Raw genomic sequence first — 17,671 nt, 5'->3', positions numbered from 1 at the left:
GACGGATGGCCTCCCCGTTCGTCTGGCTCGACCGCTCCGGTGACCAGCTCCTCTTCTACGTCAGAGCCCTCCTCTGGATCCCGCGCACGCTGCGCCGCTACCTCAAAGAGGTGCAACGGCTGCTCGCCGAGGTCGCCTTCGGCTCCGGCGGCCTCGGCGTCATCGGCGGCACCATCGGCGTCATGATCGCGATGACGCTGTTCACCGGCACCGTCGTCGGACTCCAGGGCTACGCGGCCCTCGAACAGATCGGCACCGCCGCCTTCACCGGATTCGTGTCCGCCTACTTCAACACCCGTGAGATCGCCCCGCTCGTCGCCGGCCTCGCCCTCTCCGCGACCGTCGGCGCCGGCTTCACCGCCCAGCTCGGCGCCATGCGCATCAACGAAGAGGTCGACGCCCTCGAAGGCATGGGCATCCGCTCCATGCCGTACCTCGTCACCACCCGCATCATCGCGGGCGTCGTCGCCATCGTCCCGCTCTACGCGATCGGACTGCTCTCCTCCTACCTGGCCTCCCGCTACGTCACGGTCCTCTTCAACGGCCAGTCACAGGGCACCTACGACCACTACTTCAACCTCTTCCTGTCACCGACGGACGTCCTCCTGTCGGTGCTGAAAGTGCTGATCTTCAGCGTGATGGTGATCATCGCCCACTGCTACTACGGCTTCCGCGCCTCCGGTGGACCCGCCGGCGTCGGCATCGCCGTCGGCCGCTCCGTCCGCAACGCCATCGTGCTGATCAGCGTCACCGACTTCTTCCTGTCGCTGGCCCTCTGGGGCGCGACCACGACCGTGAAGGTGGCGGGGTGAGATGAGCGACTCAACGGCCGAGATCCTGCGCCGCCGGTTCGCCGGCGTCGTCTTCCTCCTTGTACCCGTCCTGCTCGCCTCGCTGGCGGTCGCCGTCTACGACAAACGCTTCACCGACTCCGACCCGATCGTCGTCGAGACCGGCAGCGTCGGCAACGAGATGCACCTCGGGGCCGAGGTGAAACTGCGCGGCGTCGTCGTCGGCGAGGTCCGCGCCATCGACGCCACCGACGGCGGGGCCCGGCTCACCCTCGCCATGCGGCCCGGAACCCTGCGCCACGTCCCCTCCGACGTCCGCGCCCAGATGCTGCCCACGACCCTCTTCGGCGAGCGGTTCGTCGCCCTCGTACCGCCCGTGAACCCCTCCGCGCGGCCGCTCGGTCCCGGCGACGTCATCCCGGAGGACCGCTCCGGCAACGCCGTGGAACTCCAGCAGGTCCTCGACGACGTCCTGCCCCTGCTCACCGCCGTCCAGCCGCAGAAACTGTCGGCCACCCTGTCCGCCGTCTCCCGCGCCCTGGAGGGACGCGGCGACGAGCTCGGCGAGACCCTCGCCCGCCTCGACGCCCACCTGCGCGAGTTCAACCCCCACCTGCCCGCCCTCACCCGCGACCTGAAAGAACTCGTGAAGGTCAGCCACCTCTACGCGGACGCGGCACCGGACATCGTCACCGCGCTCACCGACTTCACCACCACCAGCGGCACCCTCGCCGAGAAGGAGGGCGCGCTGGCAGGCGCCTTCGGCGCCACCACCCGGACGGCCCAGGACCTGACCACCTTCCTCCGGCAGAACAAGGACAACATCATCCGGCTCAGCGCCACCGCCCGGCCCACCCTGGAACTGCTCGCCGAGTACTCCCCGTCCTTCCCCTGCACCCTGCGCACCCTCGCCCAGTTCGTGCCCGCCATGGACAAGGCGCTCGGCAAGGGCACCGACCGGCCCGGACTGCACGTCGAGGTGACCACCGTCCCCTCCCGCGGCGCCTACGTCCCCGGCCGTGACACGCCCTCGTACGGCTCCGGCGGCGGCCCGCACTGCTACCCCGTGCCCTACCTCGGCGTCCCGGCCGCACCCGCCGCACGGGCGTCCGCCGCGGCCGACCAGGAACTCGGCCCCGCCAACTCCCCGCAGGAGAACGACCTCGTCAACGAACTGCTCGCTCCCGCGGCGAAGAAACGGCCCGGCGACCTGCCGGACTGGAGCAGCCTGCTGGCCGGTCCCGCGTTCCGCGGCGCGGAGGTGACCCTCCGATGACGACACGAGCCGGCCGCACGCGACGGCGCGGCCTGACCGGGACCGTGCTGAAGTCCCTCGCGTTCGTCCTGGTCACCGCCCTCGCCACCACCGTCCTCGGCTTCAGCATCGCCGACACCGGGGTCGGCGCCGAAACCCGCTCCTACAAGGCGCTGTTCACCGACGTCACCGGGCTCGTCGAGGGCGACTCCGTGCGCATCGCCGGGGTGAAGGTGGGCGAGGTGACCGACGTGCGCGTCGTCGAGCGGCGCACCGCCCAGGTCACCTTCACGGTCCGCGAGGACCGCTCCCTGCCCCGGTCGGCGACGGCCGCCGTGAAGTACCTCAACATGGTCGGGCAGCGGTACGTCTCCCTCGGCCGGGGCACCGGCGACCTGACCGGCACCCTGGGCGCCGGAGAGACCATCCCGCTCGACCGCACCACGCCCGCACTCGACCTGACCCTGCTGTTCAACGGATTCAAGCCGCTGTTCGAGGGACTCTCGCCCGCGGACGTCAACGACCTCGCCGGCTCCCTCGTCCAGGTCCTCCAGGGCGAGAGCGGCACCGTCGACAGCCTCCTGAGGCACATCGGCTCCCTCACCAGGACCGTCGCCGCCAAGGACAAGGTCATCGGCGAGGTCGTCACCCACCTCGACACCGTCCTGACCACCCTCAACAACCGCGAGGCCGCCTTCGGGGACCTCGTCGTCACCCTCCAGAAGCTCGTCACCGGCTTCAACACCGACCGCAAGCCCCTCGGCGAGGCGGTCAAGGCCATCGGGGACCTCACCACGACGACCGCCGGCCTCCTCCAGGAGGGGCGCGCGCCCCTCAAGAAGGACATCCGCGAACTGGGCCGGCTCTCGGGCACGCTCGGCGACCACACCCCCGCCATCGAGTCCTTCCTCGCCAACACCCCCGGCAAGATGTCGGCCCTGGCCCGGCTGTCCTCGTACGGATCGTGGTTCAACCTCTACCTCTGCGAGGCGCGCGTGAGCGGCGTGAGAACCTCCGACGGCTCCGAGCCGCCGACCGGCATCGCCGTGACCGAGGCGAGGTGCCGCGGATGAGCCCCCGCCCCCGGCCGAAGCCGGTCGAGGAGCGCAGCCCCGTCGCCGTCGCCGTCGTCGGACTGCTGGTCCTCGCCCTCATGGCCGTCCTCGCGTACAACGTGGAACGGCTCCCCCTCGTCGGCGGCGACACCGCCTACAGCGCCGACTTCACCGAGGCCGCCGGACTCGACGCCGGCGACGAGGTCCGCATCGCGGGGGTCAAGGTCGGCGAGGTCACCGGGGTCTCCCTCGACGGCCCCAAGGTCAAGGTGACCTTCGAGGTCGGCGACGCCTGGATCGGCGACCGGTCGACCGCCGCCATCGCCATCAAGACCCTCCTCGGCGAGAAGTACCTGGCGCTCGACCCGCTGGGCTCCGCACCCCAGGACCCGGGAACCCGCATCCCGCGGTCCCGCACCACCTCCCCGTACGACGTGACCCAGGCCTTCCAGGACCTCAGCGGCACCGTCGACGCCATCGACACCGAGAAGCTCGCCGAGAGCTTCGAGACGATCTCCGAGACCTTCAAGGACTCCCCGCCGCACGTGCGCAACGCCGCCACCGGCCTCTCCGAGCTGTCGAAGTCCGTCTCCAAGCGCGACACCCAGCTCGCCCGGCTCCTGGAGAACAGCAAGAAGTTCACCAAGACCCTCCAGGACAGGAAGTCCAGCTTCGAGATCCTCCTGGAGGACGGCGGCTCGCTCCTGGGCGAACTCAGGAAGCGCCGCGAGGCCATCCGCGCCCTGCTCAAGGGAAGCCGGGACCTGGGCACCGAACTCAGCGGCATCGTCGGCGACAACAACCGGCAGCTCGGCCCCACCCTGAAGGCCCTCAGCCGCGTCACCGGAGTCCTGGAGAAGAACAGCGGCCGGCTCGACAGGACGCTCGCGCTCATCGGCCCGTACTACCGCCTCGTCGGCAACACCCTCGGCAGCGGCCGCTGGTTCGACAGCTACCTGTGCGGCCTGGTGCCCCGCACCTATCTGCCCGAGGCCTCGCACCCCGAGACCGGATGCCTCCCGCCGAAACAGACGGCGACGGCCAAGGGAAGCGGTGAACGATGACCAAGCCCAGAAAGCCCCTCGTCGCCGGGCTCGCCCTCGCGGTCCTCGCCGCCTGCGGCCTCGTCGCCGTCAGAGCCCTCGACGACGACGGCATCCGCGTCACCGCCTGGTTCGACCGGGCGGTCGGCATCTACGCCGGATCCGACCTGCGCGTCCTCGGCGTCCGGGTGGGCGAGGTGGAATCCGTGGAGCCGCGGGGCACCCGGGTACGCGTCGCACTCCGCCTCGACGAAGGCGTACGCGTCCCCGCCGACGCGCGGGCCCTCGTCGTCGCCCCGAGCATCGTCGCCGACCGGTACGTCCAGCTCGCCCCCGCCTACAGCACCGGCCCCGCCCTCGCCGACGGCGCCCAGCTGCCCGCCTCCCGCAACCGCACCCCCGTCGAGATCGACCAGCTCTACGACTCGATCACCGAACTGAGCGAGGCACTCGGCCCCGACGGAGCCAACTCCGCCGGAGCCCTCTCCGAACTCCTGGACACCGGAGCGAAGAACCTCAAGGGCAACGGCACGGCCATCGGCACCTCCATCGAACAGTTCGGCAAGGCCGCCAAGACCCTCGACGGAAGCAGCGAGAACCTGTTCACCACCCTCGGACAGCTCCAGACCTTCACCACCATGCTGAAGAAGAAGGACGGCGACGTCCGCACCGCACAGGAGCGCCTGGACGAGGTCGTCGGCTACTTCGCCGAGAACAAGGACGACCTCGCCGGCGCACTCGAGGAACTCGGCAAGGCCCTCGCCCGGGTCAAGACCTTCATCAAGGACAACCGCGGCGAGCTGAAGAAGAACGTCGACCGGCTCGTGCCCCTCACCCAGACCCTCGTCGACCAGCGGGCCTCCCTCGCGGAGGCGCTCGACGTCGCCCCGCTCGCCGCCGGCAACGTCGTCAACGCGTACAACCCGGCCACCCGCACCCTCGACGGCCGCGCCGACATCAACGAGGTCAGCATGGGCGGACCACTGCTCCCGCTGCCGATGACCGGCGGCGCCTCCTCGGCCGGCGCCCGAGAGGGGGAGCGGTGAACGCCCCGCCGTCCCGCAAGGCCCTCGGGGCCGGAGCCGTCGGAGCGGTCGCGCTCGGCCTCGGGCTCGCCGTCGTCCTCGGCGCGGTCCCCGCGAACCCCGTCCGGTTCGACGGCATCGAGGACCTCCCGCTGCCCGGCGGCGCCGACCTCGGCCCCCACCCCTACACGGTCACCGCCGAACTCGACGACGTGCTCAGCCTCGTGCCGCAGTCCGCGGTCAAGGTCAACGACGTCGCCGTCGGCCGCGTCACCGCCATCGAGCTGGGCACCGGCAACTGGACCGCCCGCGTCACCCTGAAGATCAACGGTGACGTCCGGCTCCCCGCCGACGCCGGCGCACGCCTGGAACAGTCCAGCCTCCTGGGCGAGAAGTACATCCAGCTCGTCGCCCCCCGGAAGGACGGCGGCGGACGCCTCACCGACGGCAGCGTCATCCCGCTCGCGCGCACCAACCGCAACACGGAGGTCGAGGAGGTGTTCGGCGCGCTGTCCCTGCTGCTCAACGGCGGCGGCGTCAACCAGCTCAAGACCATCACCCGGGAACTCGACGCGGCGCTCGGCGGACGCGAACCCGAGGTCCGCTCCATGCTCGACCGCGTGAACACCCTGGTCACGAACCTGGACGCGCACCGCGGCGACATCACCCGCGCCCTCGACGGAGTCAACCGGCTCTCCGCCACCCTCGCCGGCCGCAAGAAGGACGTCGACACCGTCCTCACCGGACTCTCGCCCGGCCTCAAGACCCTGGAGAACCAGCGGGGTTCCCTGCTGACCATGCTGCGCGCCCTGGACACCCTGTCCGGAGTCGCCGTCAGCACCGTCGACGCGAGCAAGGAGGACATGGTCGCCGACCTCAAGGCCCTCGCCCCGACCCTGACCGCACTCGCGGACGCCGGTGCCGACCTGCCCGAATCGCTGCAGGTGCTCCTCACGTATCCCTTCACCGACGAGGTCATGCGCGGCATCAAGGGCGACTACCTCAACACCTATCTGCACATCGCCGCCGTCCCGGGGACCGAGGTGATCCCGCCCCTCATCCCCAGGGCCGAACCCACCCCGGCCCCCACCCCTCCGACCCCGGACCCGGCCTCGCGCGGCCGAGCGGGAACGAACGGCGTCACCAGCGGCCCGCACCCGGCGCTGCCGCTGCCCCCGGTCTCCACGGGCAGCCCCCCGGCGCCCGCCACCACACCCCAGGACGGAGGCGAGAAGCCGTGATCACCCGCACCGTACGGCTGAAGAACCTCGCGTTCCTCGTCATCGCCGTACTCGTCCTGGGCTTCGTCGGCGTCCGCTACGCCGACCTCGGCCGCTACGCCGGCGTCGCCGACCACTACACCGTCCGCGTCCACCTCGCCCGTACGGGAGGGCTGTTCACCCACTCCGACGTCACCTACCGCGGCGTCTCCGTCGGCCGCGTCGGAGCCATCGACCTCACCGCCGACGGAGTCGTCGCCGAACTGCGCATCAAGAAGTCGGCGCCCCGGATCCCCGCCGACGCCCGTGCCGTGGTCGCCGAACTCTCCGCCGTCGGCGAGCAGTACGTCGACCTGCGGCCCGAGAGCGACGGCGGCCCCTTCCTCGCCGACGGCGCCCGCATCGAACAGTCCGACACCGAGGTGCCGGCACCCGTCACCGACGTGCTGGCGAGCATGAACGACCTCACCCGCTCCGTACCCCTGGACTCCCTGCGCACGGTCGTCGACGAACTCGGCAAGGCCTTCGAGGGACACGGCGACGACCTCCAGGTCCTCCTCGACAGCGGCAGCAGGTTCGTGCAGGCCGCCGACCGCTCCCTGCCGGCCACGACACGGCTCATCGACGACGGCGAGGTCGTCCTGCGCACCCAGGCCGACGAGAGCCGCGCCATCCGGGACTTCGCCACCGGCGCCCGCGACCTCGCCGCCACCCTCAAGGGCTCGGACGCCGACCTGCGACGCCTCCTCGCCGTCACGCCCGACGCCACCGGCCAGGTCAGCGGCCTCCTGCGCGACCTCGACCCCAGCCTCGGCGTCGTCCTCGCCAACCTCCTCACCACCTCGGAGATCGCCGTCACCCGACAGCGCGGCACCGAGGAACTCCTCGTGAAGTTCCCGGCGGCCGTCTCGGCGGGAGCCACCACCGTCGACGGAGGACACGTGAACTTCGGCATGGCCGTCACCTTCTTCAAACCACTGCCCTGCACCTCCGGGTACGGCGGGACGCGCTACCGCAACGGACTCGACCTGGGGACCGCGCCCGCCCTCAACACCGGCGCCTCCTGCACCTCCCCGGCCTCCACCGGGATCAACGTCCGCGGCTCGGCCCACGCCCCCGGGGGCGGCGGAGTGCCCACCCCGGCCCGGCCCGGCTCCCTGCCCTCCGGCAGCGCGCGCACCCCGGCCGGCACACAGCCGGACCTGCCCGGCGCGCTCGCGCTGCCCGGCCGGACCGGCGGCCCCACGGACATGGCCGGCCTCCTCGGCCTGGACACCGGGAGCACGCGATGAAGCGGGGGAGGGCCATCGGTACCGGCGCCCTCGTCGTCGCCCTCGGCTTCTGCGGGACCGGCGCCTGGACCTACGCCCAGGCCCGCACCGACGAGGAGCTCGCCTTCGGCCGGGAACGCGACACCGCGCTCGCCGAAGGCCGCAGCCGCCTCACCGTCCTGAACACGCTCGACGCCTCGACCCCCGAACGCGCCGAAGCGGGCATCCGGGCCTGGCGCGACGCCTCCACCGGCCCGCTCCGCACCGAACTGGGCCGCACCCGGCCCACGGTGGGCGCCTCGGCCCGCGCCACGGTCACCGAGGCCGCCCTCACCGCCCTGGACGCCAGGGCCGGTACGGCGAAACTCATCGCGACCGTACGCGTCGACGTCACCCCGCGCGGAGCGGCCGGCGCGACCACCGACCGCAAGCGCCTGGAGGCCGTCCTGACCCGCACGGGCGAGAACACGTGGAGGGTCGCGGCACTGAGCGCGGTCCCCGTCGCGGGGGCGGAGAAGGGCGAGGAGGGCGGGGACGAGTGACACGACTGCTGCGCACGACGGCCGACGGGGACGCCGAGACCGGAGAGGGACCGGAGACGGACGCGCCGGAAGCTCCTGGCGCGGCCGAGGCCGAGGCCGCGGCCGAGGACGGGACGGCGGACGAGGCCGGCGGCCGCCGGCCCCCCGGCACGTGGCGGAAGACCGCCCTCGCCGCCGCCCTCGCCGTCCTCCTCCTCGGCGGGAGCGGGTTCCACTACGCCGCCCACCAGCTCCGCTCGACCCCCTCGGCGCGCAACCACGCGCTCACCGACACCGAGACCACCACCCGCGTCAGCGGCGACGTGGCCGAAGGCCTCGCCCGGGTCTTCTCCTACACGCCCGCCGACACCGACGCGGCGGAACGGTCCTCGCGCACCGTGCTGGCCGGACGGGCGGCCCGCCAGTACGGCGACCTGCTCGCCCAAGTCCGCGCCCACCTGGTCGAGCAGCGCATCACCCTCTCCACCCAGGCCGTCCGCACCGGGGTGATCGAACTCGACGGGGACGGCGCGCGCCTCCTCGTCTTCCTCGACCAGACCTCACGACGCGACGGGGCCGCAGCCACGACCGCCGCGGCCCAGCTCACCGTCACCGCGAAGTACCGGGGAGACCGGTGGCTGATCGTCGACATCAAGGCCCGCTGACGATGAGCGGGAGACGGGAGACCCCCATGACACGCCAGGTCCGCGCCTCGGCGGGCAACCGGCCGGCCCTGGCCGTGGCCCTCGTGCTCACTCTGGTCGCGGGCGGCTTCGCCGCCTGGGAAGGCCGTGGCTGGTACGCGGCGGCCCACGACGACTCCGCGGCGTACGCCGCGCAGCGCGACCGGGCGCTCGCGGCGGGGGAGCAGGCCGTGCAGAACCTCAACACGCTCGACCACCGGCGCGTGGACCAGGGACTCGACCTCTGGGAGACCTCGACGACCGGCGAACTGCACCGGCAACTGGTGGACGGACGGGAGGAGTTCACCAGCCAGGTGAAGGCGGCGAAGACGGTGACCACGGCCCGGGTGCTGTCCGGAGCCGTCACCGAACTCGACGACCGGGCCGGGCGGGCCCGGCTGCTCGTCGCGCTGCGCGTCACCGTCACGACGCCCGACAGCAAGAGCACGGAGAAGGACAGCCGCATGCTGGGCGAGCTCACCCGCACCGGCGGCCAGTGGAAGCTCAGCGGTCTGGGGCAGGCCCCCGTGGGCGGCACGGCGACCGGCTGACCGAGCCGTCCCGTACGCGAGAGCCGCCAGCACCCGAAAGGACACGCACGATGCCGACGCCCCGTCACCACCTCAACCGCCGGCGCCGCCGCCAGGCCCTCGCCGACCGGCCGACCGCCGCGGCCAGGGCCCACGCGCCCGTCGGTCTCCTGCCCGCACCCGGCTCCCGGCCCGGGCGGCCACCGGCGGCGAAGCCCGTACGAGGAACGACGGAGGCAGCGGGGGAGGAAGCGGCCGCCGACCGTCCGGCCGCCGCGAGGACCACGAAGGACAGGGCGCGCGGCCTCGCTCCCCTCGTCGTCCTGTGCGTCCTGACCCTCCTCCTCGGAGGCTTCGCCGGATGGGCGCACAGCAGGGCGGGAGAGCTGCGGGACGACCCCGCCCGCGGCAACACGGCCCTCACCGACCTCGCCCGTACCAGCGAGATCAAGGGACAGACCGCCGAGGCCGTCGCCGCGCTCTTCTCCTACGACCACGCCGACACGGGCCCCTTCGAACGGGCGGGAAGGACCCTCCTCACCGGCAAGGCCGTGGACCAGCACCGGACGCTGTTCGGCGGAGTGCTCGCCCAGGCGGCCCGGCAGAAGACGGTGATCACCACGACGGTCACCGACAGCGCGGTCGAGCGGATCGACGGCGACCGCGCCCGGGTCCTGGTCTACGCCGACCAGAGCAGCGTGAGCACGGCCGGTACCGGCAAGGCCGGCGGGAAGCAGCGGCCGAAGGCCCAGGACCGGGGCGTCTACGCCGGCGCGATGTTCGCCGTGGACGTCGTGCGCCGCGACGGCCGCTGGCTCGTCGAGAACATCGACACCTTCGGCCGCTGAGCCGTCCTCACGGGGAGCGGCGGAGGACGTGGAGCCCCACCGGCCCGCGGCAGGCCCGCGTCAGAGCGGCACGACGGTCGCCTCGGTCGCCTTGACGCTGGTCCAGACGGACACCCCGTCGGCGAGGCCGAGTTCGGCGGCGGCCTGCGGGGTGATCTCGGCGACGAGGTCGGGCGCGAGGTCGGAGGCCACGAGGACCCGCAGCCGGCTGCCGCTGCCGGTGATCTCGCGTACGGTGCCGGGCCAGACGTTGCGGGGGCTGCCGACGGGCTTCTCACGGTGCAGGGACACGGCCTCGGGCGCGACGATCGCGAGCGCGGGGGTGCCGGCCGGCGGCGGATCGGCCGCGACCAGGACGCCGCCGTCCTGCAGGTCGAGGCCTTCGGCGGTGGCGGTGCCCGGCCAGGCGTTGCGGCCGAGCATGCGGGCGACCCAGGGGGAGCGGGGGTGGCGGGTGACCTCGGCGGGGCTGTCGTCCTGGATCGCGCGGCCGTCGTCGAGGACGAGGACGCGGTCGGCGAGGGAGACGGCCTCGACGGGGTCGTGGGTGACGATGAGGCAGACGCCGCCGAAGCCCGCGAGGTGGGTGCGCAGGGTGTGGCGTACGTGGGCGCGGGTGGTCTGGTCGAGGGCGGCGAGCGGCTCGTCGAGGACGAGGAGCCGGGGGCGGGCGGCCAGCGCGCGGGCCAGGGCGACCCGCTGGGCCTGGCCGCCGGAGAGCTGCGCGGGCTTCCTGTGCCCCAGGTGACCGACGCCGAGGCGGTCGAGCCAGGCCTGGGCCGCGCGCCGCGCCTCGGCGCGCGGGACGCCCTGGGCGCGCAGGCCGTAGGCGGTGTTGGCGAGGGCCGTCAGGTGCGGGAAGAGGGCGCCGTCCTGCGGGACCCAGGCGACCCGGCGCCGGTGCGGGGGCTGGGCGGTGACGTCGGTGCCGCCGAGGGTGAGGTCGGCGTGGGCACGCGGGGTGAGGCCGAGGAGGGCGCGGAGGAGGGTGGTCTTGCCGGCGCCGTTGGGGCCGACGACGGCGATGGTGGTGCCGGGTCCGGCGTCGAGGGTGAGGCGGGTGAAACCGGTGACCTCGGCGTGCAGGGAGCAGCGTTCCCCGGAGGGGACGGACGGCTCGCCCTGTGCCGAAGGGGCTTCCTCGATCGGCTCCGCGCCGGCCTCGGGGACGGCGGCCCGGCGGACGCGGTCGGCCGGGGCGCCGGTCCACCGCCCGCGCAGGGCGACGAGTACGCCCATGGCGATGGCGAGCAGCAGCAGGGAGACGGAGGTCGCCGCCTCGGGCTCCTCCTGGAGGAGCAGATAGACCTGGAGGGGGAGGGTCTGGGTGGTGCCGGGCAGGTTGCCGGCGAAGGTGATGGTGGCACCGAACTCGCCCAGCGCCCGCGCCCAGGTGAGGGCCGCGCCCGCGACGACGCCCGGCGCGACCATGGGCAGGGTGACGGTGAAGAAGACGCGGACCGGTGAGGCGCCGAGGGAGGCCGCCGTCTCCTCGTACCGCGGCCGGAGACCGCCGAGCGCCCCCTCCAGGCTGATGACGAGGAAGGGCATGGCCACGAAGGTGGCCGCGAGGACGGCACCCGAGGTGTGGAAGGGGAGGGTGATCCCGAACGCCGACTCCAGCCACGGCCCGAGGAGGCCGCGGCGCCCGAAGGCGAGGAGCAGCGCGACGCCGCCGACGGTGGGCGGCAGGACCATCGGCAGCAGCACGAGCGAGCGGACGAGGGCCTTGCCGGGGAAGGACACGCGGGCGAGGAGCCAGGCCAGCGGGACGCCGAGCAGCAGCGAAAGCCCGAGCGCCCAGAAGGACACGAGGAGCGAGAGCTTCAGCGCCTGGACGGTGCCCGGTGAGCCCAGATGGCCGGCGAGTTCGCTCCACTCGGTCCGTGCGAGGATCCCGAGCAGGGGCAGCGTAAGGAACGCCACGGCCAGCAGCGCCGGCAGGACCAGCGTCAGCGGCGGTCGCGCACCGGACCTGCGCGTGTGTTCTCGTTTCATCGATCGACCCCGCAGCGAGCAAGACGTGAGGACGAGGGGCTGTCCGTCCCCCCGGGTACGGACAGCACCTCGCGATCTGTGCGATCCCGGACGGTTACGGCTTCTGGAAGCCGGCGTCCTGGAGGATCTTCCGGCCCTCCGGGGAGGAGAGCCAGGCGACGAACGCGGCCGCGGCCTCGGGGTTCTTGGAGTCCTTCAGCGTAGCGGCCGGATACTGCGCGACGGCGTTCTGCGCGTCGGGGATCTCGACGGCGTCGACCTTGTCCTTCGCGCTTTCGGCGTCGGTCCTGTAGACGAGTCCGGCGTCGGCCTCGCCGAGCTCGACCTTGCTGAGCACCGCGCGGACGTTGGGCTCCTGGGAGACCGGCGTCACCGAGATCTCCTGGGCGTCCAGGATCTTCTTGCTGTACTTGCCGGCCGGCACCTCGGGCGCCGCGAGGACGACCTTGAGCCTGCTGTCCGCGAGGTCCTTCAGCTCGTCGACCTTGAAGGGGTTGCCCTTCCCGGTGGCGATGACGAGCCGGTTCTTCGCGATGACCGCCGGGGTGTCCGTGTCGGCCTTCACCTTGTCCATGCTCTTGGTGTCGGCGGTGACCAGGACGTCGGCGGGCGAGCCCTGGGCGACCTGCGCGACGAGTTCCTGCGAGCCGGCGAACGAGAAGGTGAGCTTCGTGCCCGGGTGGGACTTCTCGTAGGCGGCGCCGGCCGTCTTGAACACGTCCGTCAGGGACGCGGCGGCGAGGACGGTCAGGTTCGCCCGCGGCGCGGAGCCCGCGGTACCGGAGGCGGTGGAGCCGTCGGCGTCCTTCGCGGTGTCGTCGCTCGACGAGCAGGCCGCGAGGGAGAGGAGCAGGGCCGCGGTCAGGACGGCGGCGGTACGACGTCTGGTGACGGTGAGGGACATGGGGTCCGGATCTCCTGGGGACGAACGGAAGGGGCGCTGGGAGGCCGGCCGTGCCGACGGCCGAGACGTATCGGTGGTGCGTGAGGGGTCAGGTGCGGTCGATGTGCACGCTGGTCGACTTCACGCGGGCGGTGGCCTGCATGCCGACTTCCAGTCCCAGCTCCTCCACGGCCTCGCGGGTGAGGAGGGAGACCAGGCGGTGCGGTCCGGCCTGGATGGTGACCTGGGCCGCGATGTCGTCGAGCTTGATCGCCGTGACGATGCCGGGGAACGCGTTGCGCGCCGTCGTGTACGGCACCCCGTCGTCATCGCCCTCCGCGATCTCCACCGAGAAGGCGGCGAGCGACGTGCCGTCGATGACGCGCCGGCCGCTCTCGTCGCGGTGGGTCGCGACCCGGCCGGCGTCGGCCCAGCGCCGCGCGGTGTCCGGGCTCACGCCCAGAAGGCGCGCGGCCTGCCCGATGGTGTAGGACTGCATGTGCGACACCGTAGGACGCTCAGGCTCTCATCTGCAACAAACACGGAGGACCCTCCATGGCGGATGAGAGGGTGCTTGGGCGAACGTACGAGGGTGAGGGTGGGCGTCCTCACTCCGCGTCGGGCCCGTAGTCGCGCAGCTCGCTCCGGAGCGAGCCCGGCCCGCTCCCGGGGCCCTCTCGGAGGAGGGCGAGGAAGCTGCTGAGGGGGTGGTGCCGGGGGCGGGCGTCGTAGTCGATGCCCTCGGGGTCCCGGTACTCGTCCAGGCGCGTGAAGGGGACGGTCACGTAGGGGCGCCCGGACCAGGGGTGGCTGTCGGCCGGGTCGGGGTCCATGCGCCACTCGGTGCCGGCGGCGCGGCGGTGCACTTCCCCGACGTACCAGCAGGCGACCTGGACCAGCGGGGTGTGCTCGTGCGCGAACAGGTCGTCGACGGACGTGATGTGCTCACGGATGACGGCTTCCAGGCGGTCGAGCGAGCGCTCGCCGAAGTCCCAGCCGCCGCCGTGGTCGCGGCTCCAGTCCTCGAAGCGGCCCTCCTGCTCGCCCAGCCACGCCGCGAGGCGGGGATTGTCGGCGTGTTCCCCGTCGATGCGCTCGGCGACGGCCCGCTCGTCCTCGTCGCCGTCCTCGTCGTCCCAGATTTCATTGCTCACGGCAGTTAACCCTAGCTCTTTGTGTGGCCGTAAGAGCCTTGAATCTGCACGGATTTAACACACTCCACGACACGGAAAAGACGTTGCGTGGGCAAAGCGGCGCTCTAGGATCGGAGCGCTCGTGCGGCGCCCACATGAGCATCGGGGGCCCTGGCGCCACACGGCCGGACTCTGACCCGTGGGGGCTCCCGGGGGAAACACTGTGAAGCCAGCACGAATAGCAAGCCGCTGGCGTGCGCTCAGGAACAGCCTGCTCGCGCTCGCCTGCGCCACCGTCGTCACCGTCACCGGACAACCCGTCACCGGCGTCGCCGAAGCCGCACCGGCGCCGAAGCTGAAGCCCGGCAAGCGGTGCGACGAGATGTACGGGGTGAAGGACGTACCCATCGGCGGTCTGCCCCAGGGGGACGCCTCGCGCGCGGTGGACCGCTGGGACACGTACGAGTACACCAACCCCGGCCTCCAGTTCGACGGCCTCAGTCCCACCCGGGCCGAACTCGACGCCGCGGGCACCGACTACAAGAAGTTCGACCACAGCGACCCGAGGCGCATCTACGCCCGGTTCAACGCGCAGAAGCGGTGGAAGGACTTCGGCGACTACCTGTCGAAGGTCTACATCCCGAACCAGGGCTTCGACGCCCGCGGCAAGGCCTTCATGGGCAAGGTCGTGCGCGAGATGGGGCTGACCGGCCCGGACTGGATCTGCGAGAAGGAGTTCTGGTTCAAGGACCCCGACACCGGCGACCGCTACAAACGGCGGCTCGACGCGTACAACAAGCGCACCCGGGAGATCGTGGAGGCCAAGTCCAACGGCAGCCCCGACGGCCGCGAGAAGCCCGCGGACCGTGCCTGGGCCAAGAACCAGGGCTGGCGCTCGTACAAGTACACGTACGTCTTCGCCGAGAACCAGACCCGTGACGCCAAGAACTTCATGAAGGAGCTGAAGGACACCGCGGGCAAGGACGCCCTCGGCCGCGACCGGGTACGCACGTACGACTACCAGTCCCACCACAAGGGCCTGCCCCCCAAGGGCACAGAGAACGGCCCGTACCGCGCGAACGGCACGACGATGTCTCCGGGCAACGGCACCTCCACCGGGTCCCGCGGCTCCGGCAACCAGGTCGTCAAGCAGTCCCCGCCCAACCCGCAGACCCTCAAGGAACAGCTCGACCGGCTCGGCAGGACCGGGCAGCGGTCCCTGATGAACCGCGGGCTCGGAGGCATCGACTTCACCACCCTCGACCTGCGCTACATCGGCAAGGGCAAGAGCGGCAAGGGCCTGGACTACGCCTTCTCGGCCAAGTCGGTGGAGGACGAGTACGCGGCCGGGTGGGGCGGCCAGGAGAAGGGCAACCTCATCTCCGACGCGTTCTTCACCTGGCTCGCCCTGGACCCGTCCACGTTCTGGGTGAACCTCAACCCGGACGAGCCGAACCGCGTCATCGACGCCGACTTCGGCAGGACCGACGCCGGCCGGGTGCTGCTGGAAGCGGACCTGGAGCTGAAGCACGACATCTTCAAGGCCATGGACCCCGAGACGGAGGCGGGCCGGAACTTCATGAACGCCCTGCCCCAGCGCAACGGCTTCCCCTGCTGGGCGGGCTTCCGCTACTGGATCGAGCCCGAGACCGCCGTCGTGCGCGAGCAGGACGGCGGCATCCACATCCTCGACACCCCGCTGAAGCTGTCCACGGTCCCGCAGGAGACCCACACGCAGCCGCCCGGCGGAAAGGGCTGCGACCTCACCGAGGCCGAGACGCAGCAGTCCGACCGGGTGCTCGACCGCTACATCACGCCCCTGGTCGCGGAGAAGGTCAACAACGGCGACTACTACGCCGACCTGCGTCGCGTCTACACCGCGCGCGTCGCCGCCGAATGGGTCCGGCAGAACGCCGCCGACATGCCCGCCGAGTACCGCGGGATCATCGACAGCGACGACGTGAAGCGCTGGCCGCTGCGCGCCCCGCACCAGGACTGGAACGGCAAGCAGGTCTGGGACCGCTACTACAAGGCCTTCACCGAAGGCACCTTCAAGTACAAGTGGGACAACGGCGAGGACGTCTACGTCTACACCGTCGGCGGGGTCGACTTCTCCAAGCAGCCCAAGCGGAACATGAACCCGGTGCGTTTCCGCACCGAGCAGCGCTACAAGCCCCGCACCGTCGGCTTCGCGGTCGACACCGTCGCGGACGACCCGAACAAGGAGGGCTACCTGATGTTCGGCGGCAACAGCGCCGGACACTCCGAGGCCGGCACCCCCACCCCCACTCCCACCCCCACGGCGACCGGCACCGGGAAGCCGACCCCGAGCCCGACCGGTACGGGAAAGCCCACCCCGTCTCCGACGGGCAGCCGGTCCCCCGACGGACCTGAGGTCACCACCCCGCCCGGTCCGACGGACCCCGACGGCGATCTCGCCGACACCGGCAGCGGCACCCCCGTGGCCCTGATCACCGGCATCGCCGCCGCCGCGATCGCCGCGGGCGCCGCACTCGTCCGGTGGCGCCGCCGCAGGGCGAACACCGGAAGCTGACCGGCACGGCACCGGCAGAACAGGAGGGGCCCTTCCCGTACGGGGGAGGGGCCCCTCCCCCGTACGGGAAGCCTCGTGCAGGGGAGCTTCCCGTACGGGAAGCCTCACGCACGGGAAGCGCGCGTCGTCGCGGCCAGCCTCGCCTCCGCCCTGCCCAGGAGCGTGTCCAGGAGGACGGGATAGGCGCTGTGGTTCATCCGGTCCGCCAGCAGGCGCGCGGTGGCGGCGATGTGGGGATGCGTCTCGGCCGGCAGCCGGGCGTAGGTGGAGGTCCACATCTCCTCGTCCGCCTCTCTGACCTCGTCCTTGATGGCCAGCGCGCCCGCGTCCAGAGCGGCGAAGGCCAGCGCCAGGTCGATGAAGGCGTGGTACACGCCGACGGCGTCCGCGTCCCCGAAGCCCGCGCCGCGCAGGATCCCGAGGATCGTCTCGTCCACCTCGATCTCCCGGGGGCGGCCGGTGACACGGCTCGCGGTCAGCAGCGCCGCCTGGGGGTGGGCGAGGTAGGACGCGTGGACGGCCAGACCCAGGGCGCGCAGATCGGCACGCCATTCCCCGGTGGCCGTCCAGCTGTCCAGGGCCCGCCCCATCAGCTCCTCGCCGATGGCCCGGGTCAGGCCGTCCAGTCCGGCGAAGTACCGGTACACGGTGCTCGGGTCGGCGCCGAGGGCGGCACCCAGGCGGCGCGCCGTCAGTCCGGCGACCCCGTGCTCGCGCAGCATCCGCAGAGCCGTCTCCACGATGAGCTTCTCCGACAGCACGGTGCCCTGCCGGGTGGGCCGCCGCCTGCGCCGCTCCGCCTCCGGAACCACCTTCTTCGGCACCGCGCCACCCTCCTGTCGTTCCTTATGCCAACGCCGT

At 72.2% G+C, this 17,671-nt stretch carries 17 protein-coding genes; 12 read left to right on the top strand and 5 right to left on the bottom strand.

Annotated elements, in window-relative coordinates:
- The first annotated feature begins 5 nt into the window (after positions 1-5).
- The 11 genes from K7G60_RS12965 to K7G60_RS12915 are packed head-to-tail and all read left to right on the top strand — an operon-like array spanning position 6 to position 10,242.
- On the top strand, positions 6-812 hold the full coding sequence (locus K7G60_RS12965; RefSeq protein ID WP_189801008.1) for an ABC transporter permease: 807 nt from the start codon (positions 6-8) through the stop codon (positions 810-812).
- Position 813: 1 nt separating this feature from the next.
- On the top strand, positions 814-2,067 hold the full coding sequence (locus K7G60_RS12960) for an MCE family protein (protein ID WP_225801012.1): 1,254 nt from the start codon (positions 814-816) through the stop codon (positions 2,065-2,067).
- Complete coding sequence (locus K7G60_RS12955) at positions 2,064-3,119, top strand: MCE family protein (RefSeq protein WP_225801011.1); 1,056 nt, start codon at positions 2,064-2,066, stop codon at positions 3,117-3,119. Before K7G60_RS12960 ends, K7G60_RS12955 begins: the two co-directional genes overlap by 4 nt.
- Entirely contained in the window at positions 3,116-4,165 is a 1,050-nt protein-coding gene (locus K7G60_RS12950; protein WP_225801010.1) for an MCE family protein, read from the top strand. Before K7G60_RS12955 ends, K7G60_RS12950 begins: the two co-directional genes overlap by 4 nt.
- Positions 4,162-5,190 (top strand): MCE family protein, encoded by a 1,029-nt coding sequence (locus K7G60_RS12945; RefSeq protein ID WP_225801009.1) that lies wholly within the window; start codon positions 4,162-4,164, stop codon positions 5,188-5,190. The genes K7G60_RS12950 and K7G60_RS12945 overlap by 4 nt, the downstream gene beginning before the upstream one ends.
- A complete protein-coding gene (locus tag K7G60_RS12940) occupies positions 5,187-6,410 on the top strand; it encodes an MCE family protein (protein WP_225801008.1) in 1,224 nt (407 codons plus the stop codon). Before K7G60_RS12945 ends, K7G60_RS12940 begins: the two co-directional genes overlap by 4 nt.
- Positions 6,407-7,681 carry an MCE family protein gene (locus K7G60_RS12935; protein WP_225801007.1) on the top strand — a complete coding sequence of 425 codons (1,275 nt, stop codon included), beginning with the start codon at positions 6,407-6,409 and terminating at the stop codon, positions 7,679-7,681. The genes K7G60_RS12940 and K7G60_RS12935 overlap by 4 nt, the downstream gene beginning before the upstream one ends.
- Complete coding sequence (locus K7G60_RS12930) at positions 7,678-8,202, top strand: hypothetical protein (RefSeq protein ID WP_225801006.1); 525 nt, start codon at positions 7,678-7,680, stop codon at positions 8,200-8,202. Before K7G60_RS12935 ends, K7G60_RS12930 begins: the two co-directional genes overlap by 4 nt.
- Positions 8,199-8,846: a hypothetical protein gene (locus tag K7G60_RS12925; protein ID WP_374115627.1), complete on the top strand. Its 648-nt coding sequence runs from the start codon at positions 8,199-8,201 to the stop codon at positions 8,844-8,846. The genes K7G60_RS12930 and K7G60_RS12925 overlap by 4 nt, the downstream gene beginning before the upstream one ends.
- Before the next feature lie 26 nt (positions 8,847-8,872).
- Positions 8,873-9,415 (top strand): hypothetical protein, encoded by a 543-nt coding sequence (locus K7G60_RS12920; protein WP_225801005.1) that lies wholly within the window; start codon positions 8,873-8,875, stop codon positions 9,413-9,415.
- Positions 9,416-9,465: 50 nt separating this feature from the next.
- Positions 9,466-10,242, top strand: a complete 777-nt coding sequence (locus K7G60_RS12915) for a hypothetical protein (RefSeq protein WP_225801004.1) — start codon at positions 9,466-9,468, stop codon at positions 10,240-10,242.
- Positions 10,243-10,302: 60 nt separating this feature from the next.
- Here the strand turns inward: K7G60_RS12915 and K7G60_RS12910 are convergent, their stop codons facing one another.
- The 4 genes from K7G60_RS12910 to K7G60_RS12895 form a co-directional block, all read right to left on the bottom strand.
- Positions 10,303-12,240, bottom strand: a complete 1,938-nt coding sequence (locus K7G60_RS12910; RefSeq protein WP_225801003.1) for an ABC transporter permease — start codon at positions 12,238-12,240, stop codon at positions 10,303-10,305.
- Positions 12,241-12,334: 94 nt separating this feature from the next.
- Complete coding sequence (gene modA, locus K7G60_RS12905; protein ID WP_225801002.1) at positions 12,335-13,144, bottom strand: molybdate ABC transporter substrate-binding protein; 810 nt, start codon at positions 13,142-13,144, stop codon at positions 12,335-12,337.
- Positions 13,145-13,232: 88 nt separating this feature from the next.
- Positions 13,233-13,622 (bottom strand): molybdopterin-binding protein, encoded by a 390-nt coding sequence (locus K7G60_RS12900; RefSeq protein WP_225801001.1) that lies wholly within the window; start codon positions 13,620-13,622, stop codon positions 13,233-13,235.
- 109 nt (positions 13,623-13,731) lie between these two features.
- Positions 13,732-14,277, bottom strand: coding sequence for a hypothetical protein (locus K7G60_RS12895; RefSeq protein WP_225801000.1), 546 nt, complete (start codon positions 14,275-14,277; stop codon positions 13,732-13,734).
- A 202-nt stretch (positions 14,278-14,479) separates the two neighbouring features.
- On the opposite strand from K7G60_RS12895, the gene K7G60_RS12890 reads away from it, so the two are divergent.
- Positions 14,480-16,810: an LPXTG cell wall anchor domain-containing protein gene (locus K7G60_RS12890; RefSeq protein ID WP_225800999.1), complete on the top strand. Its 2,331-nt coding sequence runs from the start codon at positions 14,480-14,482 to the stop codon at positions 16,808-16,810.
- A gap of 104 nt (positions 16,811-16,914) precedes the next feature.
- Here K7G60_RS12890 and K7G60_RS12885 read toward each other — a convergent pair whose 3' ends face one another.
- Positions 16,915-17,634 (bottom strand): TetR/AcrR family transcriptional regulator, encoded by a 720-nt coding sequence (locus tag K7G60_RS12885; RefSeq protein WP_225800998.1) that lies wholly within the window; start codon positions 17,632-17,634, stop codon positions 16,915-16,917.
- Positions 17,635-17,671: the final 37 nt, after the last annotated feature.

Origin of the sequence: Streptomyces sp. NK15101, from assembly GCF_020400725.1 — a bacterium.
Classification (GTDB): domain Bacteria; phylum Actinomycetota; class Actinomycetes; order Streptomycetales; family Streptomycetaceae; genus Streptomyces.
Note: the sequence above shows the minus strand (reverse complement) of the source record. Positions and strands in the feature narration are given on the sequence as shown.